Raw genomic sequence first — 18791 nt, 5'->3', positions numbered from 1 at the left:
GCAGAATCGCCGGCAATAAAAATATCGGGGTTTGCGTCAATTATATACGACTGATAGGCACATTGCGCCGGGGACTCCGCCCTCCGTTCGCACCGGGACTGAGCCGGCCCTGTTTTATTCCGCATGCGGTGCACAGCCTTTTCCGGAGCGATACTGTTTCAGCAGCGCCCTCATTTCCGCCACTTTTTCCGGATGACCAGCATACAGATTGTTTTTTTGGGACGGATCGTCCTTCAGGTTATACAGCAGTCCCTGCGTAGTATCGCTGATATAGCCCATTTCCTTTACATACCACTCCGGCGGCTTCGAATGAGTCCCACTCTTCGCATCAATCAACAGCCAGTCCCCTTTCCGGATGGCAAAAAGATTCGGTTTGGTATTCTGAACAGTAGCAACCCGCAGCGGCTCTTTCAAATCCTCGCCATCCAGCACCGGCGACAGATCATAACTGTCAATTGCTTCGTCGGACTGCAGTTCATAATCAAGCATTGCCGCAAACGTAGCCGCCAGATCAACCTGGCTCACGGTTTCATCCGACACCGAACCCGCCTGCACCCGTCCCGGCCATTTTATGATAAAAGGCACCCGGTGCCCGCCTTCCCAGACATCGCGCTTCAACCCGCGCAGATGGCCGGAACTCCAGTGGCCGTATTTGCGGTAACGCTCAAACGCATATTTTTCCGCTCCGTTATCCGCAGTAAATACCACTACCGTATTTTCAGAAAAACCGTTCTTTTCCAGAGCCCGGAGTATTTTCCCGGCAATGGCATCGGTTTCAAAGACAAAATCACCATAAGGGCCGGCCTCCGATTTTCCACGGAATTCATCGTTAGGTATAATCGGTGCATGGGGCGATGGAAAAGCCATGTATAAAAAGAACGGCTGTTCTTTTTTCTGCGTTTCAATCCAGGCAACGGCTTTATCAGCCAGTGTCGGCAGCACCTGATAGGGATCCCACCCTTCCACCATCGGTCCAGGACGGAATTCCCAGTTACCTTCAGGAATCGGGTCAAAGGCAGCCGTATCCATCATGACCGTCGGCGCCTCAACCACCCGGTCGTTTTCAATAAAACAGTAGGGTGCAAAATTAATGGTACCGTCACCGAAATAATAATTAAATCCCTGATCGAGCGGGCCGCGCGGTACTGAACGGCTCCAGTCAAAAGCATCCGGAGTATACGCCTTCTTTTTCCGACCGCCCAGCTCCACAACAATCGGCTTGGCTCCTTGCCGTTTTATCTCATCAAATCCCCAGCCCAGATGCCATTTTCCGATAGCTGCCGTATTGTAACCTTTCGCTTTGAACATTTTGGCCAATGTAAAATCGTCGGGTTTGAAAACGCTGTCATCAAAACTCTGCGTAATCCCGTGAAAACGTCGCCAATGATGCATTCCGGTCAACAGCGCAAAACGGCTTGGCGTGCAGATGCCCGACGAACTGTGACCATCTGTAAAGCGCATACCCTCAGCGGCCAGCCGGTCAAAATTCGGCGTCGGAATCTTTGAATCGGGATTATTCGCTCCCAGATCGCCGAATCCCATATCATCCGCAAACAGGATCACTACGTTCGGCCGCTCTACGGCCGGCACAAAACCGGCAAGCAGCAGCACTCCCACTAACAACAGGAATCTTTTCATGCTCATCCCCTTTCAATTGGCTTTTTCAGTGAGACGTATATAGTTTGACCCCTATGGACAAATCATTCCAGATCGCAGCCGATTTCAAACCGACCGGCGACCAGCCGGAAGCCATCAGAAAACTGGTTAAGGGTCTTTCTGAAGGCCGGAAATTCCAGACCCTGGAAGGCGTAACCGGCTCGGGAAAAACCTTCACCATTGCCAATACGATTGCGCAGTATGGACGTCCTGCGCTGGTACTTTCACACAACAAAACGCTGGCCGCCCAGCTTTATGCCGAGCTCAAAGCCTTTTTTCCGAACAATGCCGTCGAATATTTCATTTCATACTACGACTACTACCAACCCGAAGCCTACATTCCGCAGACCGACACCTTTATTGAAAAAGACTCCTCCATCAATGATGAGATTGAACGCCTGCGTCTCGCCGCCACCGATGCCCTGCTGAACCGCGATGATGTTATCATCGTTGCCTCCATCTCCTGCATCTACGGCCTCGGTTCGCCGGAAGATTATAAGGAAATGGTGGTCAGCGCAAACGTAGGCCAGGAGCTGAACCGCGATACCATTCTGAAAAAACTGGTCGATATTCAGTATGAACGGAACGACTATGAACCCGGTCCCGGCAAATTCCGCGTGCGAGGCGATACCCTGGATATTTTTCCTTCCTATGCCAAAGATTACGGCATCCGCCTCGAATTCTGGGGCGATGAGATCGAAACCATCAGAAAAGTGGATCCGCTGACCGGCGATACAATCGAAACCTATGACCACATCATGGTCTCCCCGGCCAAACACTTTGTCATGCCGCAGACCAAAATCGACGCGGCACTCGTGGCCATCCGCCAGGAAATGGAGCAGCAGATTGCAAAATTTGAACAGGAAAACCGGCTGATTGAAGCGCAGCGGATCAAGATGCGCACGGAATACGACCTGGAAATGCTCAAGGAGATCGGCTTCTGCGGCGGTATTGAAAACTATTCCCGCCACCTCGCCGGCCGCTGCGCAGGGGAGCGCCCGGAATGCCTGCTCGACTATTTCCCCGACGACTTCATCACGATCATTGACGAATCGCACGTTACCCTTTCGCAGGTGCGCGGCATGTACAACGGCGACCAGTCCCGCAAACGTACGCTGGTGGAACACGGGTTCCGTCTGCCATCGGCTCTGGATAACCGACCGATGAATTTTGATGAATTTATCAGCGTAACCAACCAGATCATCTTTCTTTCCGCCACCCCCGGCCCCTATGAACTGGAACATGGCGGAACACCGGTGGAACAGATTATCCGCCCGACCGGCATTGTCGATCCCCCGGTGGAACTGCGCCCGCTGAAAAATCAGATTGATGATTTGATGGAAGAAATCCGCATCCGCGCTGAGCGCGGCGAACGTACACTGGTGACCACCCTCACCAAACGAACGGCCGAAGACCTGACGGAATACCTTGAAAAAACCGGACTGAAAGTTTCCTATCTTCACTCTGGAATCGATGCGCTGGAACGGGTGGATATTCTGCGTGAACTGCGCAGCGGAACCGTGGATTGCCTGATCGGCATCAACCTGCTGCGCGAAGGCCTTGATCTCCCGAAGTTTCTCTCGTTGCTATTCTTGATGCCGACAAGGAAGGTTTTCTACGCTCGGAAACCTCGCTTATCCAGACTGCGGGACGCGCCGCACGACACATCGATGGCCGGGTCATTATGTACGCGGAAAAAATCACTGATTCCATGCAGCGCATGCTCGACAAGTGTGACCGACGTCGGGCTAAACAGCTGGCTTATAACAAAAAGCACGGCATTGTTCCGCAGGCCATTAAAAAAGAAATTCAGGACAGCCTGAAAACGATCTATGAAACTGCCGAGGAAACCGTCGAGGCCGCTGTCGCCGAAGAAGGTGTGGAATATTCCGTGGCCGAAACCATCCACCAGTTAGAACAGGAAATGATGGAAGCCGCCGAAAAACTGGAATTCGAACGGGCGGCCACACTGCGGGACCAGATTCAGGCGCTCAAAGAAAAATAAATTACCACGAAGAACTCACAGAATCATCCATTTTCCCGGCGCTCTCTGCAGATTGAATCTTATCCTCTCGTTGCCCGCTTGAGCAACTCACGCTCACGCGGAGTGAGCGCGCCCATACCCTGCTTCCCGATCTTGTCGAGAATAGCGTCCACTTCTGCTTTTGAGAGCGACGGCTGAGCTGAAGACTTTGTGCGTGATTTCGGCTTCTTTCTGCCGAGATCCGGAAGTTTTGTCTTCAGGTCATTCAGCATATGCGGATGTTTCAGAGAAAACGCGTAGGTAAATCCGGCCACTCCGCCGATGAGATGCGCGGCATTGGCAATTCCGGCAATCAGCGGATGATCCGAATGAATGGTCTCCCACAGCTCAAACAGCGTAAGGATCAGCACCAGCACCCAGGCACGAACCGGAATCACAAACCACAAAAGCAGCTTTGCATGAGGATAGAGCGCCGCAAATGCTCCGAGAATGCCCATAACTGCTCCGGAAGCACCGGCACACATCGGATAAAGCTTCTGAACATTACCGTAAATATCCTGAACCAGAACCGGATCGGCGATCATGGACCAGCCCAGACCGCCCAGAATACCGCTGACATAATAAAGAATGAAAAACTTATAGGAGCCGATTGTACGCTCCACAGAAGGACCGAGGAAAAACAGGCCCATCATATTGGCCAGCAGATGCGTCGTGCCCGCATGAATGAACATATAGGTAAACAACTGGCCGAATTCGAACGTTTCCCACCAGTTGGCCCGCAGTGTAAACCAGCCCTGCAGAATCCGCTCAGAAGCCCCCATGGAGATGACCGCATCAAAAATATACAGTCCGATATTCAGAATCAGCAAAAACTTAACAGCAGGAGTAATTCCCAGCATGCTGCCGATATTTCTGGGTTCGCTATTAAACATTTTTCCCTTTCGAATTCCGCAGAGAAGACCAAAACCGGTGAATCCGGTCAATCTTGCATCTTGCCTAAGTTATCGACCGCACAATACGCAAACCGTTGAAAATGGGGCTTGCCCGATTCCGGGGTTTGGATAGGATGACGCGCGAATTTTTCCAAAGATGGGACATTATGACAGACGAAACTAAACTGACCGGACTCACCCTGCTGAAAAAAGGCGAAACGCGCTACCCGACCTCACCGGATGAAGCAAAACTGGAAACCTTTGAAAACGCAAATCAGGGGCGCAACTACTGGATTACCTTCAAAACCTCGGAATTCACTTCCCTCTGCCCGATTACAGGACAGCCCGATTTTGCCACAATCACCATCGAATACATCCCGAATAAAATCTGTGTTGAGAGTAAATCGCTGAAGCTCTACCTCTTTTCCTTCCGTCAGACCGGAACGTTCTACGAAGAAATTGTAAACAGAATCTACACGGATCTGGAAAAAGAGCTCCAGCCGAAACGGCTCGTGGTGAACGGCGATTTCACCGCCCGCGGAGGAATCACTTCTTCGGTAAAAATTGATTCAGCCGAAGCCTAGTCTCCGGAGTACATACAGACATTGGTGGGATTTTCCTTTACCACCACTTTTACCAGCTTCGGAAGATCCGGTTTTATTTTTTTCCAGAACCAGACGGCAATCATTTCCGCTGTGGGATTTTCCAGCCCTTCAATATCATTAAGCACTTTGTGGTCCAGCTGACTGATCAGCGGGTCCACGACTTTTTTTACATCGTTAAAATCAATAACCCACCCGAGTTTCGGATCGAGCTCTCCTTCGCAATGGATCTCGATATAATAGGTATGTCCGTGCATGTTGGCACACTTATGATCCGGCTGGACATACGGCAGAAAGTGGGCGGAATCAAATTTGAACTCTTTCGAAATAGTCATTTTCGGCATAAATCAATCCTCTACATAGGGGCGCGGATCCGTGGCTCCGGCATCGGCGAAACCCTTTTTGCGCAACAGACAGGAATCGCAATGCCCGCACGCTTTTCCATCCGGCGCGGGATCATAACAGCTCGTGGTTTTAGCGTAATCAACACCCAGTTCAAGCCCGCGCTGAATAATTTCGGCCTTGGTCAGATCAATGAGCGGTGTATGAATCGTCAGTTTACGACCCTGCACTCCGGCCACCGTGGCGAGGTTGGCCATTTTTTCATACGCCTCGATAAATTCCGGCCGGCAGTCGGGATAACCGCTGTAGTCCAGCGCATTCACTCCAATAAAAATATCATATGCTTCGAGCACCTCCGCCCAGGCCAGTGCATAGGAAAGAAAAACCGTATTCCTCGCCGGAACATAGGTAACCGGAATCTCATCGCCCAGATCCTCCACCGCTTCATGCTTCGGCACATCAATATCATCGGTCAGTGCCGAACCTCCGAACGAACTCAGATCAATATCCACAATTTTATGCTCCCGGGCCCCCTCCGCCGCCTGTTCAACCGCACAGTCCAGTTCCACAGAATGGCGCTGACCATAACGAAATGAAACCGCATACACTTCATAACCCTCATGCAGCGCCATCGCCATCGCCGTGGCGGAATCCAATCCACCGCTCAACAAAACTATCGCTTTTTTCGCCATCAAAGCATCTCCAGCATTTTATGGGTCTGCGGAATCACCCGGACATTCGGCAGTACAGACGCCACTTTATCCTGCCACCGGAACAGCTGCGCACCGGAAGGAACAGCATCGGTCCGGCTCGATTTGGTCATCGGCTGAATAATCACCAGCGTATCTTCGCCGCCCGCTTTCCGGATTCCTTTGGCCGCTTCAATCAGCTCACCCTCATGGGTATTCGCTGAAAGCACCAGCTTGACAAAAGTCTCCACCTTGTAATCGCGACAGATACTCAGAAACTGCCAGTGGGCCGGATACGTTGCCGGTTCCTCCGTAACACTTTCAAGTTTAACATCCATGGCAATGACATCAACAAACTCAATAATCGTTTTCAGCTGACTCGGCAGATCGCCCGCGGTTTCCAGATAAATATTATGCCCGGCATTTTTCAGCATCGGCAGCAGTTTCAGCAGAAACCGGTGCTGCATCAGCGGAGCCCCGCCTGTGATGGAAATCCGGTTGTTTCGCGTTTTGGCATCTACTTCCTGAATCAGCTCAAAAACCTGCTCCACCGACATCGCATTTTTGATCTGCTCAAATTCACCGGAGCCCGGACGTCGCTCCACAATACAGTAATCAGAAAGCGACGTATCCGTATCGCAATAAACGCACTTCCGATGACATGCACAGAACCGCACAAACAGATGGCGTTCGCCGACATACGGACCCTCACCTTGAATCGAGCTGAAAATTTCTGACAGGTACGTTTTCATAGGCTAGACAAAGTACCCGACCAATTCAGGAAACGAAGAAAATTGTGCATCGGGTTTATGGCCCCGCGCCTCCCCGAAACCGTATTCCATTAACGCACTGCGGATGCCCGCATTTTCCGCCGCCGCCAGATCCGTATAGTGATCCCCGACCATCCATGCTTTGCATTTTTCCATCGCCGAAATTTCCAGGCACCGGAAAACCCCATCCGGCTCCGGTTTCAGATTCGGCACATCACCACTGCCGATAATAGCGGAAAAATATGCTGAAAGGTTGAAATGCTCCAGAATTGCCCGGCTCATATCCCCGGGTTTATTGGTCATCAGCGCCACACGGTGCCCGGCCTGTACCAGCTCCGGAATCCCTTGCGCAACCCCCTCATACAACGCCGTGTGTGTTGTCAGATCGGAACGGTATAGATCCGGATAAATCTTCATCCCCTCTTCTGTCGAAACATCTGAATCCTGCAGCGAACGCTCCACCAACCGGACCATGCCGTTTCCAATGTAGCCGCTGACCGTTTCAAGAGAGAGCGCTCCCAGCCCGAAGTGCGCCCGCATCCGGTTTACTGCAGAGGTCAGATCCCCCCGCGCATCAATCAACGTTCCATCAAGATCAAAAATAATCAATTGGGATTCCATCTATGCAACTCCGAAAGTTTTAAAAGATCGTTCCAGGTATGGACCGCCACATCCACCGGATAATTCACCGGCTGCCCATTATCCACGGCAATCACTTTAGCACCGGCCGACCGTGCCGCTTTGATCCCGATCAGCTGATCCTCAAACACCAGAACGGACGGAGGCTCCACCCCGAGCCGGCGTGCACTCTCCTTAATAATTTCAGGATCGGGTTTTCGATGTTTAACATCTCCAGCTGTAGTAATGGCCTCAAAATAGTGCAGGAGCTCCGCATCCCGCAAAGCCGGTTCCACAAAGCTGAGCGGAGAATTGGTGGCCAGTGCCATCGGTGTTTTCCCTTTCCAGAAATCCAGAAACTCCCGTGCCCCCTCAAAAAGCTCTGCAACAAAAATTTCCCGCACACGCCGACGTTTCTGTTTCAGAACCGATTCCGGATCCAGATTCAAACCATAGCGTTCATTCAGAACCGCTGCAAACCAGACACTGTGTTTACCGAAAAACTCATGGTGTTCGTGCGGCTTCAACACATAACCGCTCTGCGCAAAAACCGCATCAGCAAACGCCTGCGCATGATATTTCCCCGAATCAATCAGGGTGCCGTCCAGATCGAGAATAAATGCATCATAATCCCACAGCTTCATTGTTCAGCATTTCCCCTGCTGTTTTTATCACATCAATGGACTCCACCATTCTTATACTGTCCAAATCCTGCTTTGAATATTTCCGTACCGTGGAACCCCGTAATACCCGGTGCTGCCCGCCAAAGGGCCCCACCCGTGCCGGATCCGTCGGGCCGAAAACAGCGAGACACGGCGTGCCCGCCGCCGACGCCATATGCATCGGCCCCGAATCAACCGTCACCACCAGATCCGCGTTCTGCAAAATACCGCCGAGTTCAAGCAATGATGTTTTTCCACACAGATTGGTACACGCCCCTTCCGGCAGATGATTTTCAATCTTCTCACACGTCTCCACATCATCCGGAGAACCGACCAGTATGATCTGACACTCCAGATGCGCCCCCAGTTCCACAAACCGTTTCCACGGCCAGTTTTTGGCTTCGTGCCGGGAGCACGGCGCAAAAACCACTGCCGGCCTTTTTTCCAGACACGGGAAGGTAACATCGGGAAACCGGATCGGGAATTCAACCGGAGAATCCGGTTTTCCGAGAAAACGGAGTACATCAAGGTTTTCCTCGACGGCATGGCGCTGCTTGTTTTTCTTTCCTACAACCGAAGAATAAAAAAAACGTGCCCCCTCACGCTGAAATGAAGGACCGAGTATTTTCGCCCCTTCCGACCGCTTCGCCATCCGGCAGATCAACGCACTTTTCAGCAGTCCCTGCAGATCAACCACCAGATCATAGGTCTCCTGCCGCAACGCCGCTTTGAACTGTCCCAGATGCGAAAACCAGCCCTCGCGCGGAAATGAAATCACCTTACGGACATCGGAAAAACACTCTGCCAACCTCACATACTGAGTGTTTACCACCCAGTCAATTTCCGCATCATATGTCACCTTCAGCAGGTGTACTGCCGGCAATGCATGAAACAGATCCCCCAGCGAACTGGTTTTGACAATCAGGATCCGCATACCGGAGTTCAGGCCGCACCGCACAGCGTCAGAATCACCGCTTTCTGCGCATGCAGACGATTTTCCGCTTCGTCAAAAACAATGGACTGCGGGCCGTCAATGACCTCGGCGGTCTGCTCACACCCGCGAATTGCCGGAAGACAGTTCATAAAAATGGCATCCGGTTTCGCGTGAGCCATCATCGCACTGTTCACCTGATACGGCATAAATTTGGCAACGCGCTCCTCCTCCTGCTCCTTCGGAATATGATAGCTCATCCACGAATCCGTATAAACCACATCGGCATCCCGTACCGCCTCCGCCGGATCATCTGTAACAAAAACCGAACCGCCGGATTCTTTCGCAAACGCTTCACAATCGGCCACCACATCGGCCCGCGGCGAAAATTCCTCGCCCGCCGGAGACCCCACGGAAACATGCATACCCATTTTGGTACCGCCATACATCAGCGAATGCGTCACATTATTGAAACCATCGCCCAGATAAGCCAGCTTCAGTCCGGCAACCCTGCCTTTTTTCTCCTCGATCGCCTGAAGATCGGCCAGAATCTGACACGGATGGCTGTCATCGGTCAGCGCATTGATTACCGGCACCGTGGCATGCTCGGCCATTTCCAGCAGATCCTCATGTTTGAACAGGCGCGCCATAACCACATCAACAAAACGAGACGCCGTCCGCATCGAATCACTGATGGTCTCCTTTCCACTACCCATCGGTGACGTAGACAGATCATAATAGATCGCGTGTCCGCCCATCTGGGTCATTCCCGATTCAAAAGAGAGGCGTGTACGCAGACTCGGTTTTTCAAAAATCATCAGCAGATTTCTGTGGGCCATTGCATTCCGGTATTTTTCCGGATTCGCCTTCACGTCCTTCGCCAGATCCAGCACCTGCCGGATTTTTTCCGGACTCCACAGTTTTAGAGAAATCAGATGTTCCATACTATTTTCCTCATGAGTCGTGAAAACGTGATCTTTCACGTATCAGCCGTCATATTTCATTTATGTTAATAATCGTCGTAGTAGCGATTGACTTCATCTTCACGACCGAATGTCTTCAGAATCAGTGCCGCACGTATCCACATGCCGTTACGCATCTGCCGCCAGTAAACCGCACGCGGATCATTATCAATTTCCGTGCTGATTTCCTGCCGGCGCGGAAGCGGATGCAGAATCACCGTTGTATCCTTGATAATATCCATATGCTCCGCACCGATATAATAGTTCGAAGCCTCTGTGGTACTGCCTTCGCCGTCCACATCCCATTCATCCTGAATTCTTGTCATGTAAATGGCATCGGCCTTCGGCATGACCGATTCGAAATCCTCCGTTACCACATATTTTGTGCCCGCTTCATCCAGCTGATCGAGAATATCCTGTCCGATCTGCAACGAATCCGGCGCAATAAAATAAAGATGCATATCCTTATAGAGAGTCAACAGCCAGGCCAACGAACGCACCGTTCGCCCTCTTGCCAGATCCCCCACAAACGCCACGTGCTTTCCATCGATCCCGCCGATTTTTTCAAAAGAACGCTGAAGTGTATAAATATCCAGCAACGCCTGTGTCGGGTGCTGATCCGCCCCCGATCCGGCATTCAGAATAGGAATTTCACGCCTTGTATGCGCCATCATCCAGGCAACGCGCTCCGCAAAACCGCCCACAGGGTGACGCATGATAATCATATCCGCATACGAACTGAACGTTCGGATGGTATCCTCCGGCGTTTCCCCTTTCACCTCGGAAGACGTCTTCTGATCACGCACATCCATCGTATTCAGCCCCAGAATCTGGCAGGCCGCATTGTGTGAAAGATATGTGCGCGACGACGGCTGGGCGAAATACAGCATCGCCCGCTTGTCGGACAGCAGTCCCCTGAGAAAATTTGCTCCGGCACGGCGTTTATTAATCCGCTTAATCCGTGTTGCCAGCCTACAGAGCTCCTCAATTTCACTGCGCGTAAACTGCTGGGCAATCAGCGTATGCTTCCCCCGGAAATAGCAGCCCTTTTCCGTAAGTGAAAGCGCTTTGAACGCCTTCCACGAAATATCACTCAGTTTTTTCTTATCAGCCATGATCCGTTTCTTCTCCAGAAAACAAGCGGACGATAATAACGGTATACGCCATAAAGTCCACCCTTCCCAAACCGCAATATTCTGTTTTACACCGGAGAATAAAAAAAAACGGACCGGAAGAGAACTACAGAAATCCAAACTTTCAATACCCTGCCCACTCCAATACATTTTACTCATGACCGTAGCGAAAATGAGAGCAGACACCCTCAGTGTAAACCGGGAGGTGCTTAAACGCGCAGGCACCGGAAAACTGCAGATTTCCGACTCTCCGATCAGCGCCCAGGCCCTTTTATGTGCCGACCTTTTCGAGGTGCTGGAAAAAGATATCCTCTGGATCGCCGCCGACGCCCGGGAAATGGAACGCCTTTATGAATCGTTCCTATCGCTGATTTCCAACGACAGAAAAAAAGCGGTTCACCTCTTCCGGCCGATGGAAAAAGATCCTGCGGTTTTCGGCGAACACCTCAAACTCGTCCAGCTTCTTGCCGAAAAACAGCGCTTCATCATGATCACCTGTCCGCAGGCCATAGAACAGGAAGTCCCGCGGTCCGGAGAACCCGGGCAGGACGTCCAGACCCTCAGACTCGGTGAAGACCGCAATCCCGGCACCCTCTGTGAGTGGATGACCGAAGCCGGATATGAATTCGGCATAGAAGTCTACACTCAGGGCGAAGCCGCACTGCGCGGCGGTATTCTCGACTGCTGGCCTCCTGGATCGCCCCGCCCCGTACGCATCGAATTTTTCGGTGACGAAATTGATTCCATCCGCTTTTTCGATGACCAGACCCAGTGTTCCATCGAAAAAATCAATACCGTTCAACTGCCCCGGCTCAACACGGGCCCTGCCGGAAACGACACCGTTCCGCTTACTGAACTACTGCCTCCGGATGCCCTGATTGTAAACCCTGGTCCGGAAACCGGAAAAGGCCGGTCACCCACCCCCACACTGGATACCGGATTCTCCCATTACGACACCAACCTGGTTTCCGTTTCTTTTGATATCCATCCCAAAGAAGCCGAACAGGCACGCCGTCGCTTCGTGGATCAGCGCTGTGCAGAAGCTTCCAGTGACTGGGAAATCCACTTTTTTTTTGAAACAGAAGGAACTCTGAACCGTTTCGTCGAACTTTATTCCGACCTCGAAGGATTCAAGGCGCTGGAACTCCACAAAGGCGTCATTCACGAAAGCGCGGTCGACTATGACCGTAGAATTCTGCTGATCACCGAAGCCGATTTCTATGCCTACCACACCAACCGCAGTGCCCATGCACGAACCGCCAGACGCTTCCGGAAACAGGAACGCGTCAACGAGGCCGCCGACATTCAGCCCGGCGATTTCGTAGTCCACGTCGAGCACGGCGTCGGAAAATACCTCGGCATGGTCGAAACCACCTTCTCCGGCAAAAGCATGGAAGTGCTCGCCATCGAATATGCCAAAGGCGAAAAGGTCTACCTTCCCGTCACCCAGGCCCACCTGCTCACCCGCTATAAAGGGATGGGTAAAAACGCGCCGAAGCCTCATACGCTCGGCGGACGAAAATGGCGGAATGATAAAGCCGGGGCCGAAGAGGCCGTACAGGATCTTGCAGCGAAACTGCTGCAGACCCAGGCCGAACGGCAGGCGAAACGAGGGTTCCGTTTTTCCAAAGACACCGCCATGCAGGCCGAATTCGAGGCCGCCTTTCCCTATACTGAAACACCGGACCAGCTGACAGCCGCCGATGAAATTAAACGGGATATGGAAAAACTGCGGCCGATGGACCGCCTGCTTTGCGGCGATGTCGGGTTCGGAAAAACCGAGGTCGCCATGCGGGCAGCATTTAAAGCAGTTATGGATGGCATGCAGGTGGCAGTACTCGTACCGACAACGGTTCTCGCTCAACAGCATTTCGATTCTTTCGTTGAACGCATGGCCGCCTTCCCGGTCACCGTCGACATGGTCAGCCGCTTCCGCACCAAAACCCAGCAGAACAGTACCCTTGCCCGAACCCGGAAAGGAGAGGTTGACATTCTCATCGGAACCCACCGTATTCTGTCCAAAGACGTGAACTTTAAAAACCTCGGACTGGTGATTATCGACGAAGAGCAGCGCTTCGGCGTCACCGCCAAGGAACACCTGAAGGAACTCCGCAAACAGGTCGACGTCATTACCATGTCCGCCACACCGATTCCCCGCACACTCTACATGAGCCTCACCGGCGTCCGCGACCTCAGCACCATAAAAACCGCGCCGCAGGAAAGACAGCCGGTCGACACGCATGTCATTCCCTACGACGAGGAAATTATCGCCGAAGCCATCCGCGCCGAACTCCACCGCAACGGCCAGATTTTCTACCTGCACAACCGCGTCAAAACCATCCACACCGTTGAAACCAAACTGATGGCACTGGTCCCCGAAGCCCGGATTGCCGTCGCCCACGGACAGATGGGCGAAAAAGAACTGTCTGCAATCATGCATGCATTTGTAGAGGGCCGGTTCGATGTCCTGCTCTGCACCACCATCATCGAAAGCGGCGTCGATATTCCTAACTGCAACACAATGATTGTGGAAAATGCTGAACGTTTCGGCCTGTCCGATCTCTACCAGCTGCGCGGCCGCGTCGGTCGCTCCAACCACAAAGCCTTTGTCTTTATGATGCTTACCCCCGGCGGCGACCTGATCGACGCCGCCCGCGACCGCATGAATGCGATCAAACGCTATACCGGCCTCGGCTCCGGTTTCCGTCTCGCCCTGCGCGACCTCGAACTGCGCGGTGCCGGCAATATGCTCGGGGCCAAACAGAGCGGTCATATTTCCGCCGTCGGATTCGATCTATACTGCCAACTGCTCAAACGCACTATTGCCATCATGCAGGGAAGAAAACCGCCTCCGCTAATGGATGTCACCGTTAAGATCGATTTCCTCGATCTTTCCCCGAAATCCGGAAATGCCGAAAACGGGGCCTACATTCCCTATGAATATATTGAGGACGAAAACCTCCGCCTGCGCCTCTACCAGCGTATATCGGCCCTGGCTACTAAACAGGAGATCAGCCGGATGAAGCGCGAAATTAAAGACCGCTTCGGAAAACTGCCGCAGGAGGTGCAGCGTCTTCTGCTCATCGCAGAATTGAGAATCGTCGCCGCCGACCGGGGATACCGATCGGTCATCGTCCGAAAACAACAGGTTATGCTTTCCAAAGAAAAACAGTATAAAATGTTCGGAGGCATGCACCCCCGACTGGAAAAAGACAAAACCACCCCAATGCTTAAAAAGCTTATTCTTTTAATACAGAAAGACTAACAACAAAATTAAACCCGACGTAACACCTGCCGCATCCGCACATCATTCATTCTCCTCCCCTCAATATCCTCCGGCATTCCGGTCGCCAACTGTAAATCTTATTTTTTTGCGTATCGAGGTATACAAAATGCTTTTAAAACTCTTAATTATCAAAAAAGGAGGATTGTCATGAAATCCCGCTCCCGCATAAACCCACGAACTCCCGCATTCTTGATTGCCGCATTCTGTATCACCGGAGCTTTATCCGATGTATTGATCACAGATTTTAAAACAGTAAATCCACTGCAGTATTCCTATCCGGGTACAACGTGGAGCTCCCCGGTGAACCAGTTTCAGTCCTTTACAGACGGCAGTGTTTCCGGACAGGAAGTACTCCCGCTCTCAGGCGGAAGCCCGACCGTGAGCGGGGGTGCCGAACGACTCGGCCTGAATCTGGATCTCTCCGGAACCCTTTCTCTGGAACTGACCGCCCGCCTGCTGTCCGGCAATGAAGCCAGCGTTATTCAGGTACTTTTACTGGATGCCGACGGAACCCGGGAGCGCTTCAGCTTTTCCAGCTCAGATTTCAATACCAGTTCATTCTCCACAGTACGGGTGGATTTCAGCGAAGGACTCATCTCTTCAGGCGGAACCGTAGCCGGGCTGGATTTAAGCGCCATCACCGCTTATGGAGTACAGGGTAATTACTATGATAATGACGGAGCAGCCGACGCCGCGTTCAACGTGCAGTTCGACAACCTCAACGCATCGGTGATCCCCGAACCCAGCAGTATTCTGCTGATTTCACTGACCAGCATATCCCTGCTGCTCATCAGAAAGCAATTCACCATCTGATCGCTTCGTACGGCGGAAACCGTTGACGGCATTCCACCGGCATTAGCAGAAAATTACTGAAACCGCATTTGTTCCACCATCACGTCGACACTGCGGTTCCAGCATTCAATCAACCTGAATGCGATTACGTACGCGGCTTGAGCTGCGGGAACAGGATTACATCACGGATGGCATCGGAGCCGGTCAGCAGCATGACCAGACGGTCGATGCCGATCCCCATACCGCCGGTCGGAGGCATTCCGTATTCGAGCGCTTCAAGAAAGTCCTCGTCGATTTTGGAGCCATCGCCGGCCGCCTGTTCTTCGAAGCGTTTGCGCTGTTCGATCGGGTTGTTCAACTCGCTGTAGGCCGGAGCAATTTCCTTACCGCCAATAATCAGTTCAAACACATCGACCAGTTCCGGATCGTCGGCACAGTGGTTGGCCAGCGGAACCAGCTCCTTCGGCAGACGGGTAATAAAGGTAGGCTGGATCAGTGTTCCCTCAATGGTCTTGTCATAAATCTCATGGGTCACCTGTTTGAAATCCATATCCTCTTCGATATGCACTTCAAGTTCTTCAGCCTTGGCCCGCGCTTCATCAAGGTTTTTCTCGAACCAGTCATCACCGAGATGTTCTTTGATAAGGTCATAATACGGCACCTCACGCCACGGCGTCGCCAGATTGATGGTATTGCCCATCCAGTCAAATTCCATTTTACCGAATACGGTTTCGGCCAGGTGCGTGAACATCGACTGGATCAGCTCCTGCATCGTGCGCATATCGCCGAAGGCTTCATAAATTTCCAGCGCCGTAAATTCCGGATTATGCGTGCGATCGAGTCCTTCATTACGGAAATTCCGGTTCATTTCATACACGCGGTCCATGCCGCCAACGATCAGACGCTTCAGATAAAGCTCGGGGGCAATCCGCATATAAACATCCGTACTCAGCGCATTATAATGTGCCTTAAACGGCTTGGCCGCCGCACCGCCGGCAATCTGATGCATCATCGGCGTTTCCACCTCAAAATAGCCCCGGCTGTCGAGAAAGTTTCGGATCTCCTTTAAGATCTGCGTGCGTTTTTTGAAAACCTCCATCACTTCCGGATTGGAAATCAGATCGAGAGAACGCTGACGATAACGCGTTTCCACGTCGGTAAGTCCGTGAAATTTTTCCGGCAGTGGCAGCAGCGCTTTTGAAAGCAGCGTCCAATCACTCACGCGGATCGTTTCCTCCTCAGTGCGGGTAATGAAAAGTTCGCCTTCCACACCCACAAAATCGCCGAGATCAAGCAGTTTAAACGCCGCAAATTTTTCATCGCCCAGCAGATCTTTTTTCACCATGAGCTGGAATTTAGCTGAGCCATCGGAAATATGAGCAAACGCCATTTTCCCCATTTTTCGAATCGCCACAATCCGGCCGCAGGCTTTCACCTTTTTATCCAGTTCGAAATCTGCATGCAGTTCCGCCAGACGCGCCGTACGCTCAAACGCTTTTCCGAAAGCCGGGAAACCGGCCTCCTCAAGCTTTTTCATATTTTCAATACGTTGCTGGCGGTATTCGTTTCCGGAAATTTCTTCGCTCATGTTTTCTCTCCTGAAAAATTGGCCGCAAACCATACGGCTTCCCCTGCAGCAAGGCAAGCTTGCTGTGTTATGGACTATACAGATCTAAGGCGCATCACCGGACGGCGGGAACGCCGCCATCCACACTATTCCCAGTCGGCAAGACGTAAATTAGGATTGACGTCGAGCGGCTCCTCTTTCGCTTTATTCAGCCGGACCTTTTCATAAGCCGCTCCGGCAATCATCGCCGCATTATCGGTACAGAGCGGCGGCGGACAGAGCAGCAATGGAACGCCGGTTTTTTCAGAAAGAGCCGCCAGTTTTTCACGCAGCACCCGGTTCATCGAAACCCCGCCGGCGCAGGAAAAACTTCTGATCTCAAACCGCTCAAGCGCGCGTTCAACCCGCATCGTCAGAGCATCGGCCACCGCTTCCTGATAACCGGCGGCAATATCCGCCAGTTCCTGCCCTTCCGGCTCATGATCAAGATTTTTCACATAAGTCAGCAACGACGTTTTCAAACCGCTGAAACTGAAGCAGAGATCGCGGTCGTATTTATAAACCCATTTTCCCCGGTCCCGGCTTTCCAGCCCGCGCGGAAATTTGATAGCATGCGGATCACCGCCTTCGGCTGTTTTCTGAATGATCGGCCCACCGGGATAGCCCAATTTGAGAATGGCGGCCGCCTTATCGAGCGCTTCGCCGGAAGCGTCGTCAATCGTACTGCCGATAATTTCATAACGACCCGGAGCTTTCATCAGCACCATACTGCTGTCGCCGCCGGAAACCAGAAGTCCAAGCATTGGAAAAGCCTCTTCTTCCGCCGGCGGATTTTCAATCATGAACACCGAATGCAGGTGCCCTTCATGATGATTCACCCCGATCAGCGGTTTATCCAGCCGCTGCGCCAGCGTTTTGGCCGCGGAAAAACCGATCAGCAGCGAACTTGCCAGCCCCGGCCCGTACGTCACCGCAATGGCATCAATGGAATCGTAGGTTTCGCCCGCCCCGTCCAGCGCCTCTTCAATAATCGACGGCAGTTTGGCCACGTGATTGCGCGATGCTATTTCGGGCACCACTCCGCCGTAGGGCCGGTGTTTGGCAATCTGGGAGTAAATGGCGTTGGAGAGAACATGCCGGCCGTTTTCAACCACGGCCGCTGCAGTTTCATCGCACGAGCTTTCAATTCCTAAAATTTTCATAGCGGATAGTTAAACGGGGCCTGAATCACAGATTCAAGCCCCGTTTTCAAACTTTAGCTTTTCAGTGGATTACATGCCGAGCATGCCCTGGCGCTCTGCCTCTTCGTATTCTTTAATCTCCTTGTCAAGTTCTTCAAAAGCCTTGGATGCCCGAAAGCGCTCATAAAGCTTGTTCCCGCTTTTCTGGAGTGTGGCCGGGATGATATCCGGATTCAGCACCATCAGCACATACGCCGTGGTGACGCCGTCGTTGGTTTCATATTTCTGCATTTTCGGCACAGTTCCCTGCAGCTCCTGCGCAGTGATCTGTTTGGTGGCCGAACTGAACAGTTCATTGATTTCAGAGGTGTTCGCTTCGCCCACCTCTTCGATGAAAGCTTTTTCCAGATTTTCAATTTTCACCTGAACCAGCTGAGCCAGATTCTTACGCGCTTCAAGCTTTGCTTTGGTGATGGCAAGCTGGGTGTTGCGGGATTCACCGAGACCGACAGAAGCCATACCGCCTTTTTCAGAAATCTTTCCAACCTCTTCCTGCATATAGTCAAACATGGTTTTATCCGAGTCTGCTTTAGGGGCAGATTTGCAACCGGTAAATCCGATGCATACGGCGAGAGCCAAAAGGCCAAAGGCGAGTTGTTTCATTTCTCTGTCTCCTGTGTAATT

General features: G+C 52.1%; 16 protein-coding genes and 1 pseudogene. 4 read left to right on the top strand and 13 right to left on the bottom strand.

Annotation, left to right across the window (positions count from 1 at the left end):
- Positions 1 to 114 precede the first annotated feature (114 nt).
- The gene (locus EGM51_02595; protein QBG46341.1) at positions 115 to 1638 is read right to left on the bottom strand and encodes an arylsulfatase; all 1524 of its coding nucleotides are present in this window, start codon (positions 1636 to 1638) and stop codon (positions 115 to 117) included.
- A gap of 53 nt (positions 1639 to 1691) precedes the next feature.
- Between EGM51_02595 and uvrB the strand changes: the two are divergent.
- A pseudogene (uvrB, locus tag EGM51_02590) lies at positions 1692 to 3661 on the top strand (excinuclease ABC subunit UvrB).
- Between the two features lie 59 nt (positions 3662 to 3720).
- Here uvrB and EGM51_02585 read toward each other — a convergent pair.
- A complete protein-coding gene (locus EGM51_02585) occupies positions 3721 to 4572 on the bottom strand; it encodes a rhomboid family intramembrane serine protease (protein ID QBG46340.1) in 852 nt (283 codons plus the stop codon).
- 167 nt (positions 4573 to 4739) lie between these two features.
- Here EGM51_02585 and queF point away from each other — a divergent pair, with 167 nt between their 5' ends.
- Positions 4740 to 5156: an NADPH-dependent 7-cyano-7-deazaguanine reductase QueF gene (queF, locus tag EGM51_02580; protein QBG46339.1), complete on the top strand. Its 417-nt coding sequence runs from the start codon at positions 4740 to 4742 to the stop codon at positions 5154 to 5156.
- On the opposite strand, the gene queD is transcribed toward queF, so the two are convergent.
- The 8 genes from queD to pyrB form a co-directional block, all read right to left on the bottom strand.
- On the bottom strand, positions 5153 to 5509 hold the full coding sequence (gene queD / locus EGM51_02575) for a 6-carboxytetrahydropterin synthase QueD (protein QBG49226.1): 357 nt from the start codon (positions 5507 to 5509) through the stop codon (positions 5153 to 5155). The genes queF and queD overlap by 4 nt on opposite strands.
- 12 nt (positions 5510 to 5521) lie before the next feature.
- Positions 5522 to 6208: a 7-cyano-7-deazaguanine synthase QueC gene (queC, locus tag EGM51_02570; protein QBG46338.1), complete on the bottom strand. Its 687-nt coding sequence runs from the start codon at positions 6206 to 6208 to the stop codon at positions 5522 to 5524.
- Positions 6208 to 6957 carry a 7-carboxy-7-deazaguanine synthase QueE gene (locus tag EGM51_02565; protein QBG46337.1) on the bottom strand — a complete coding sequence of 250 codons (750 nt, stop codon included), beginning with the start codon at positions 6955 to 6957 and terminating at the stop codon, positions 6208 to 6210. Before EGM51_02565 ends, queC begins: the two co-directional genes overlap by 1 nt.
- Positions 6958 to 6960: 3 nt before the next feature.
- Positions 6961 to 7596, bottom strand: coding sequence for an HAD family hydrolase (locus EGM51_02560; GenBank protein QBG46336.1), 636 nt, complete (start codon positions 7594 to 7596; stop codon positions 6961 to 6963).
- Positions 7581 to 8237 carry an HAD family phosphatase gene (locus EGM51_02555; GenBank protein QBG46335.1) on the bottom strand — a complete coding sequence of 219 codons (657 nt, stop codon included), beginning with the start codon at positions 8235 to 8237 and terminating at the stop codon, positions 7581 to 7583. Before EGM51_02555 ends, EGM51_02560 begins: the two co-directional genes overlap by 16 nt.
- A complete protein-coding gene (locus EGM51_02550; protein ID QBG46334.1) occupies positions 8218 to 9189 on the bottom strand; it encodes a glycosyltransferase family 9 protein in 972 nt (323 codons plus the stop codon). Before EGM51_02550 ends, EGM51_02555 begins: the two co-directional genes overlap by 20 nt.
- 8 nt (positions 9190 to 9197) lie before the next feature.
- On the bottom strand, positions 9198 to 10130 hold the full coding sequence (gene argF / locus EGM51_02545; GenBank protein ID QBG46333.1) for an ornithine carbamoyltransferase: 933 nt from the start codon (positions 10128 to 10130) through the stop codon (positions 9198 to 9200).
- Between the two features lie 65 nt (positions 10131 to 10195).
- Positions 10196 to 11263, bottom strand: coding sequence for an aspartate carbamoyltransferase (gene pyrB / locus EGM51_02540; GenBank protein QBG46332.1), 1068 nt, complete (start codon positions 11261 to 11263; stop codon positions 10196 to 10198).
- Here pyrB and mfd point away from each other — a divergent pair.
- Together mfd and EGM51_02530 are read left to right on the top strand one after the other, a co-directional pair.
- A complete protein-coding gene (gene mfd / locus EGM51_02535) occupies positions 11262 to 14546 on the top strand; it encodes a transcription-repair coupling factor (protein QBG46331.1) in 3285 nt (1094 codons plus the stop codon). The genes pyrB and mfd overlap by 2 nt on opposite strands.
- 168 nt (positions 14547 to 14714) lie before the next feature.
- Complete coding sequence (locus EGM51_02530) at positions 14715 to 15380, top strand: hypothetical protein (protein ID QBG46330.1); 666 nt, start codon at positions 14715 to 14717, stop codon at positions 15378 to 15380.
- Between the two features lie 124 nt (positions 15381 to 15504).
- Here the strand turns inward: EGM51_02530 and lysS are convergent, their stop codons facing one another.
- The 3 genes from lysS to EGM51_02515 all read right to left on the bottom strand — a co-directional run bounded on the left by lysS (position 15505) and on the right by EGM51_02515 (position 18770).
- Positions 15505 to 16980 carry a lysine--tRNA ligase gene (gene lysS, locus EGM51_02525; GenBank protein QBG46329.1) on the bottom strand — a complete coding sequence of 492 codons (1476 nt, stop codon included), beginning with the start codon at positions 16978 to 16980 and terminating at the stop codon, positions 15505 to 15507.
- 92 nt (positions 16981 to 17072) lie between these two features.
- A complete protein-coding gene (gene tsaD, locus EGM51_02520; GenBank protein QBG46328.1) occupies positions 17073 to 18128 on the bottom strand; it encodes a tRNA (adenosine(37)-N6)-threonylcarbamoyltransferase complex transferase subunit TsaD in 1056 nt (351 codons plus the stop codon).
- A 69-nt stretch (positions 18129 to 18197) separates the two neighbouring features.
- The gene (locus tag EGM51_02515) at positions 18198 to 18770 is read right to left on the bottom strand and encodes a hypothetical protein (protein QBG46327.1); all 573 of its coding nucleotides are present in this window, start codon (positions 18768 to 18770) and stop codon (positions 18198 to 18200) included.
- Between the last annotated feature and the right edge of the window lie 21 nt (positions 18771 to 18791).

Source organism: Verrucomicrobia bacterium S94, from assembly GCA_004299845.1.
In the GTDB taxonomy this organism is placed as follows: Bacteria; Verrucomicrobiota; Kiritimatiellia; order Kiritimatiellales; family Pontiellaceae; genus Pontiella.
The sequence above is the reverse complement of the archived record's forward strand: the minus strand, read 5'-3'. Positions and strand labels throughout refer to the sequence as shown.

Excerpts from the sequence above, each read along its gene's own strand:
- EGM51_02595 (QBG46341.1), bottom strand. The coding sequence starts at position 1,638 with ATGAAAAGATTCCTGTTGTTAGTGGGAGTGCTGCTGCTTGCCGGTTTT.
- EGM51_02585 (QBG46340.1), bottom strand. The coding sequence starts at position 4,572 with ATGTTTAATAGCGAACCCAGAAATATCGGCAGCATGCTGGGAATTACT.
- queF (QBG46339.1), top strand. The coding sequence starts at position 4,740 with ATGACAGACGAAACTAAACTGACCGGACTCACCCTGCTGAAAAAAGGC.
- queD (QBG49226.1), bottom strand. The coding sequence starts at position 5,509 with ATGACTATTTCGAAAGAGTTCAAATTTGATTCCGCCCACTTTCTGCCG.
- queC (QBG46338.1), bottom strand. The coding sequence starts at position 6,208 with ATGGCGAAAAAAGCGATAGTTTTGTTGAGCGGTGGATTGGATTCCGCC.
- EGM51_02565 (QBG46337.1), bottom strand. The coding sequence starts at position 6,957 with ATGAAAACGTACCTGTCAGAAATTTTCAGCTCGATTCAAGGTGAGGGT.
- EGM51_02560 (QBG46336.1), bottom strand. The coding sequence starts at position 7,596 with ATGGAATCCCAATTGATTATTTTTGATCTTGATGGAACGTTGATTGAT.
- EGM51_02555 (QBG46335.1), bottom strand. The coding sequence starts at position 8,237 with ATGAAGCTGTGGGATTATGATGCATTTATTCTCGATCTGGACGGCACC.
- EGM51_02550 (QBG46334.1), bottom strand. The coding sequence starts at position 9,189 with ATGCGGATCCTGATTGTCAAAACCAGTTCGCTGGGGGATCTGTTTCAT.
- argF (QBG46333.1), bottom strand. The coding sequence starts at position 10,130 with ATGGAACATCTGATTTCTCTAAAACTGTGGAGTCCGGAAAAAATCCGG.
- mfd (QBG46331.1), top strand. The coding sequence starts at position 11,262 with ATGATCCGTTTCTTCTCCAGAAAACAAGCGGACGATAATAACGGTATA.
- pyrB (QBG46332.1), bottom strand. The coding sequence starts at position 11,263 with ATGGCTGATAAGAAAAAACTGAGTGATATTTCGTGGAAGGCGTTCAAA.
- EGM51_02530 (QBG46330.1), top strand. The coding sequence starts at position 14,715 with ATGAAATCCCGCTCCCGCATAAACCCACGAACTCCCGCATTCTTGATT.
- lysS (QBG46329.1), bottom strand. The coding sequence starts at position 16,980 with ATGGTTTGCGGCCAATTTTTCAGGAGAGAAAACATGAGCGAAGAAATT.
- tsaD (QBG46328.1), bottom strand. The coding sequence starts at position 18,128 with ATGAAAATTTTAGGAATTGAAAGCTCGTGCGATGAAACTGCAGCGGCC.
- EGM51_02515 (QBG46327.1), bottom strand. The coding sequence starts at position 18,770 with ATGAAACAACTCGCCTTTGGCCTTTTGGCTCTCGCCGTATGCATCGGA.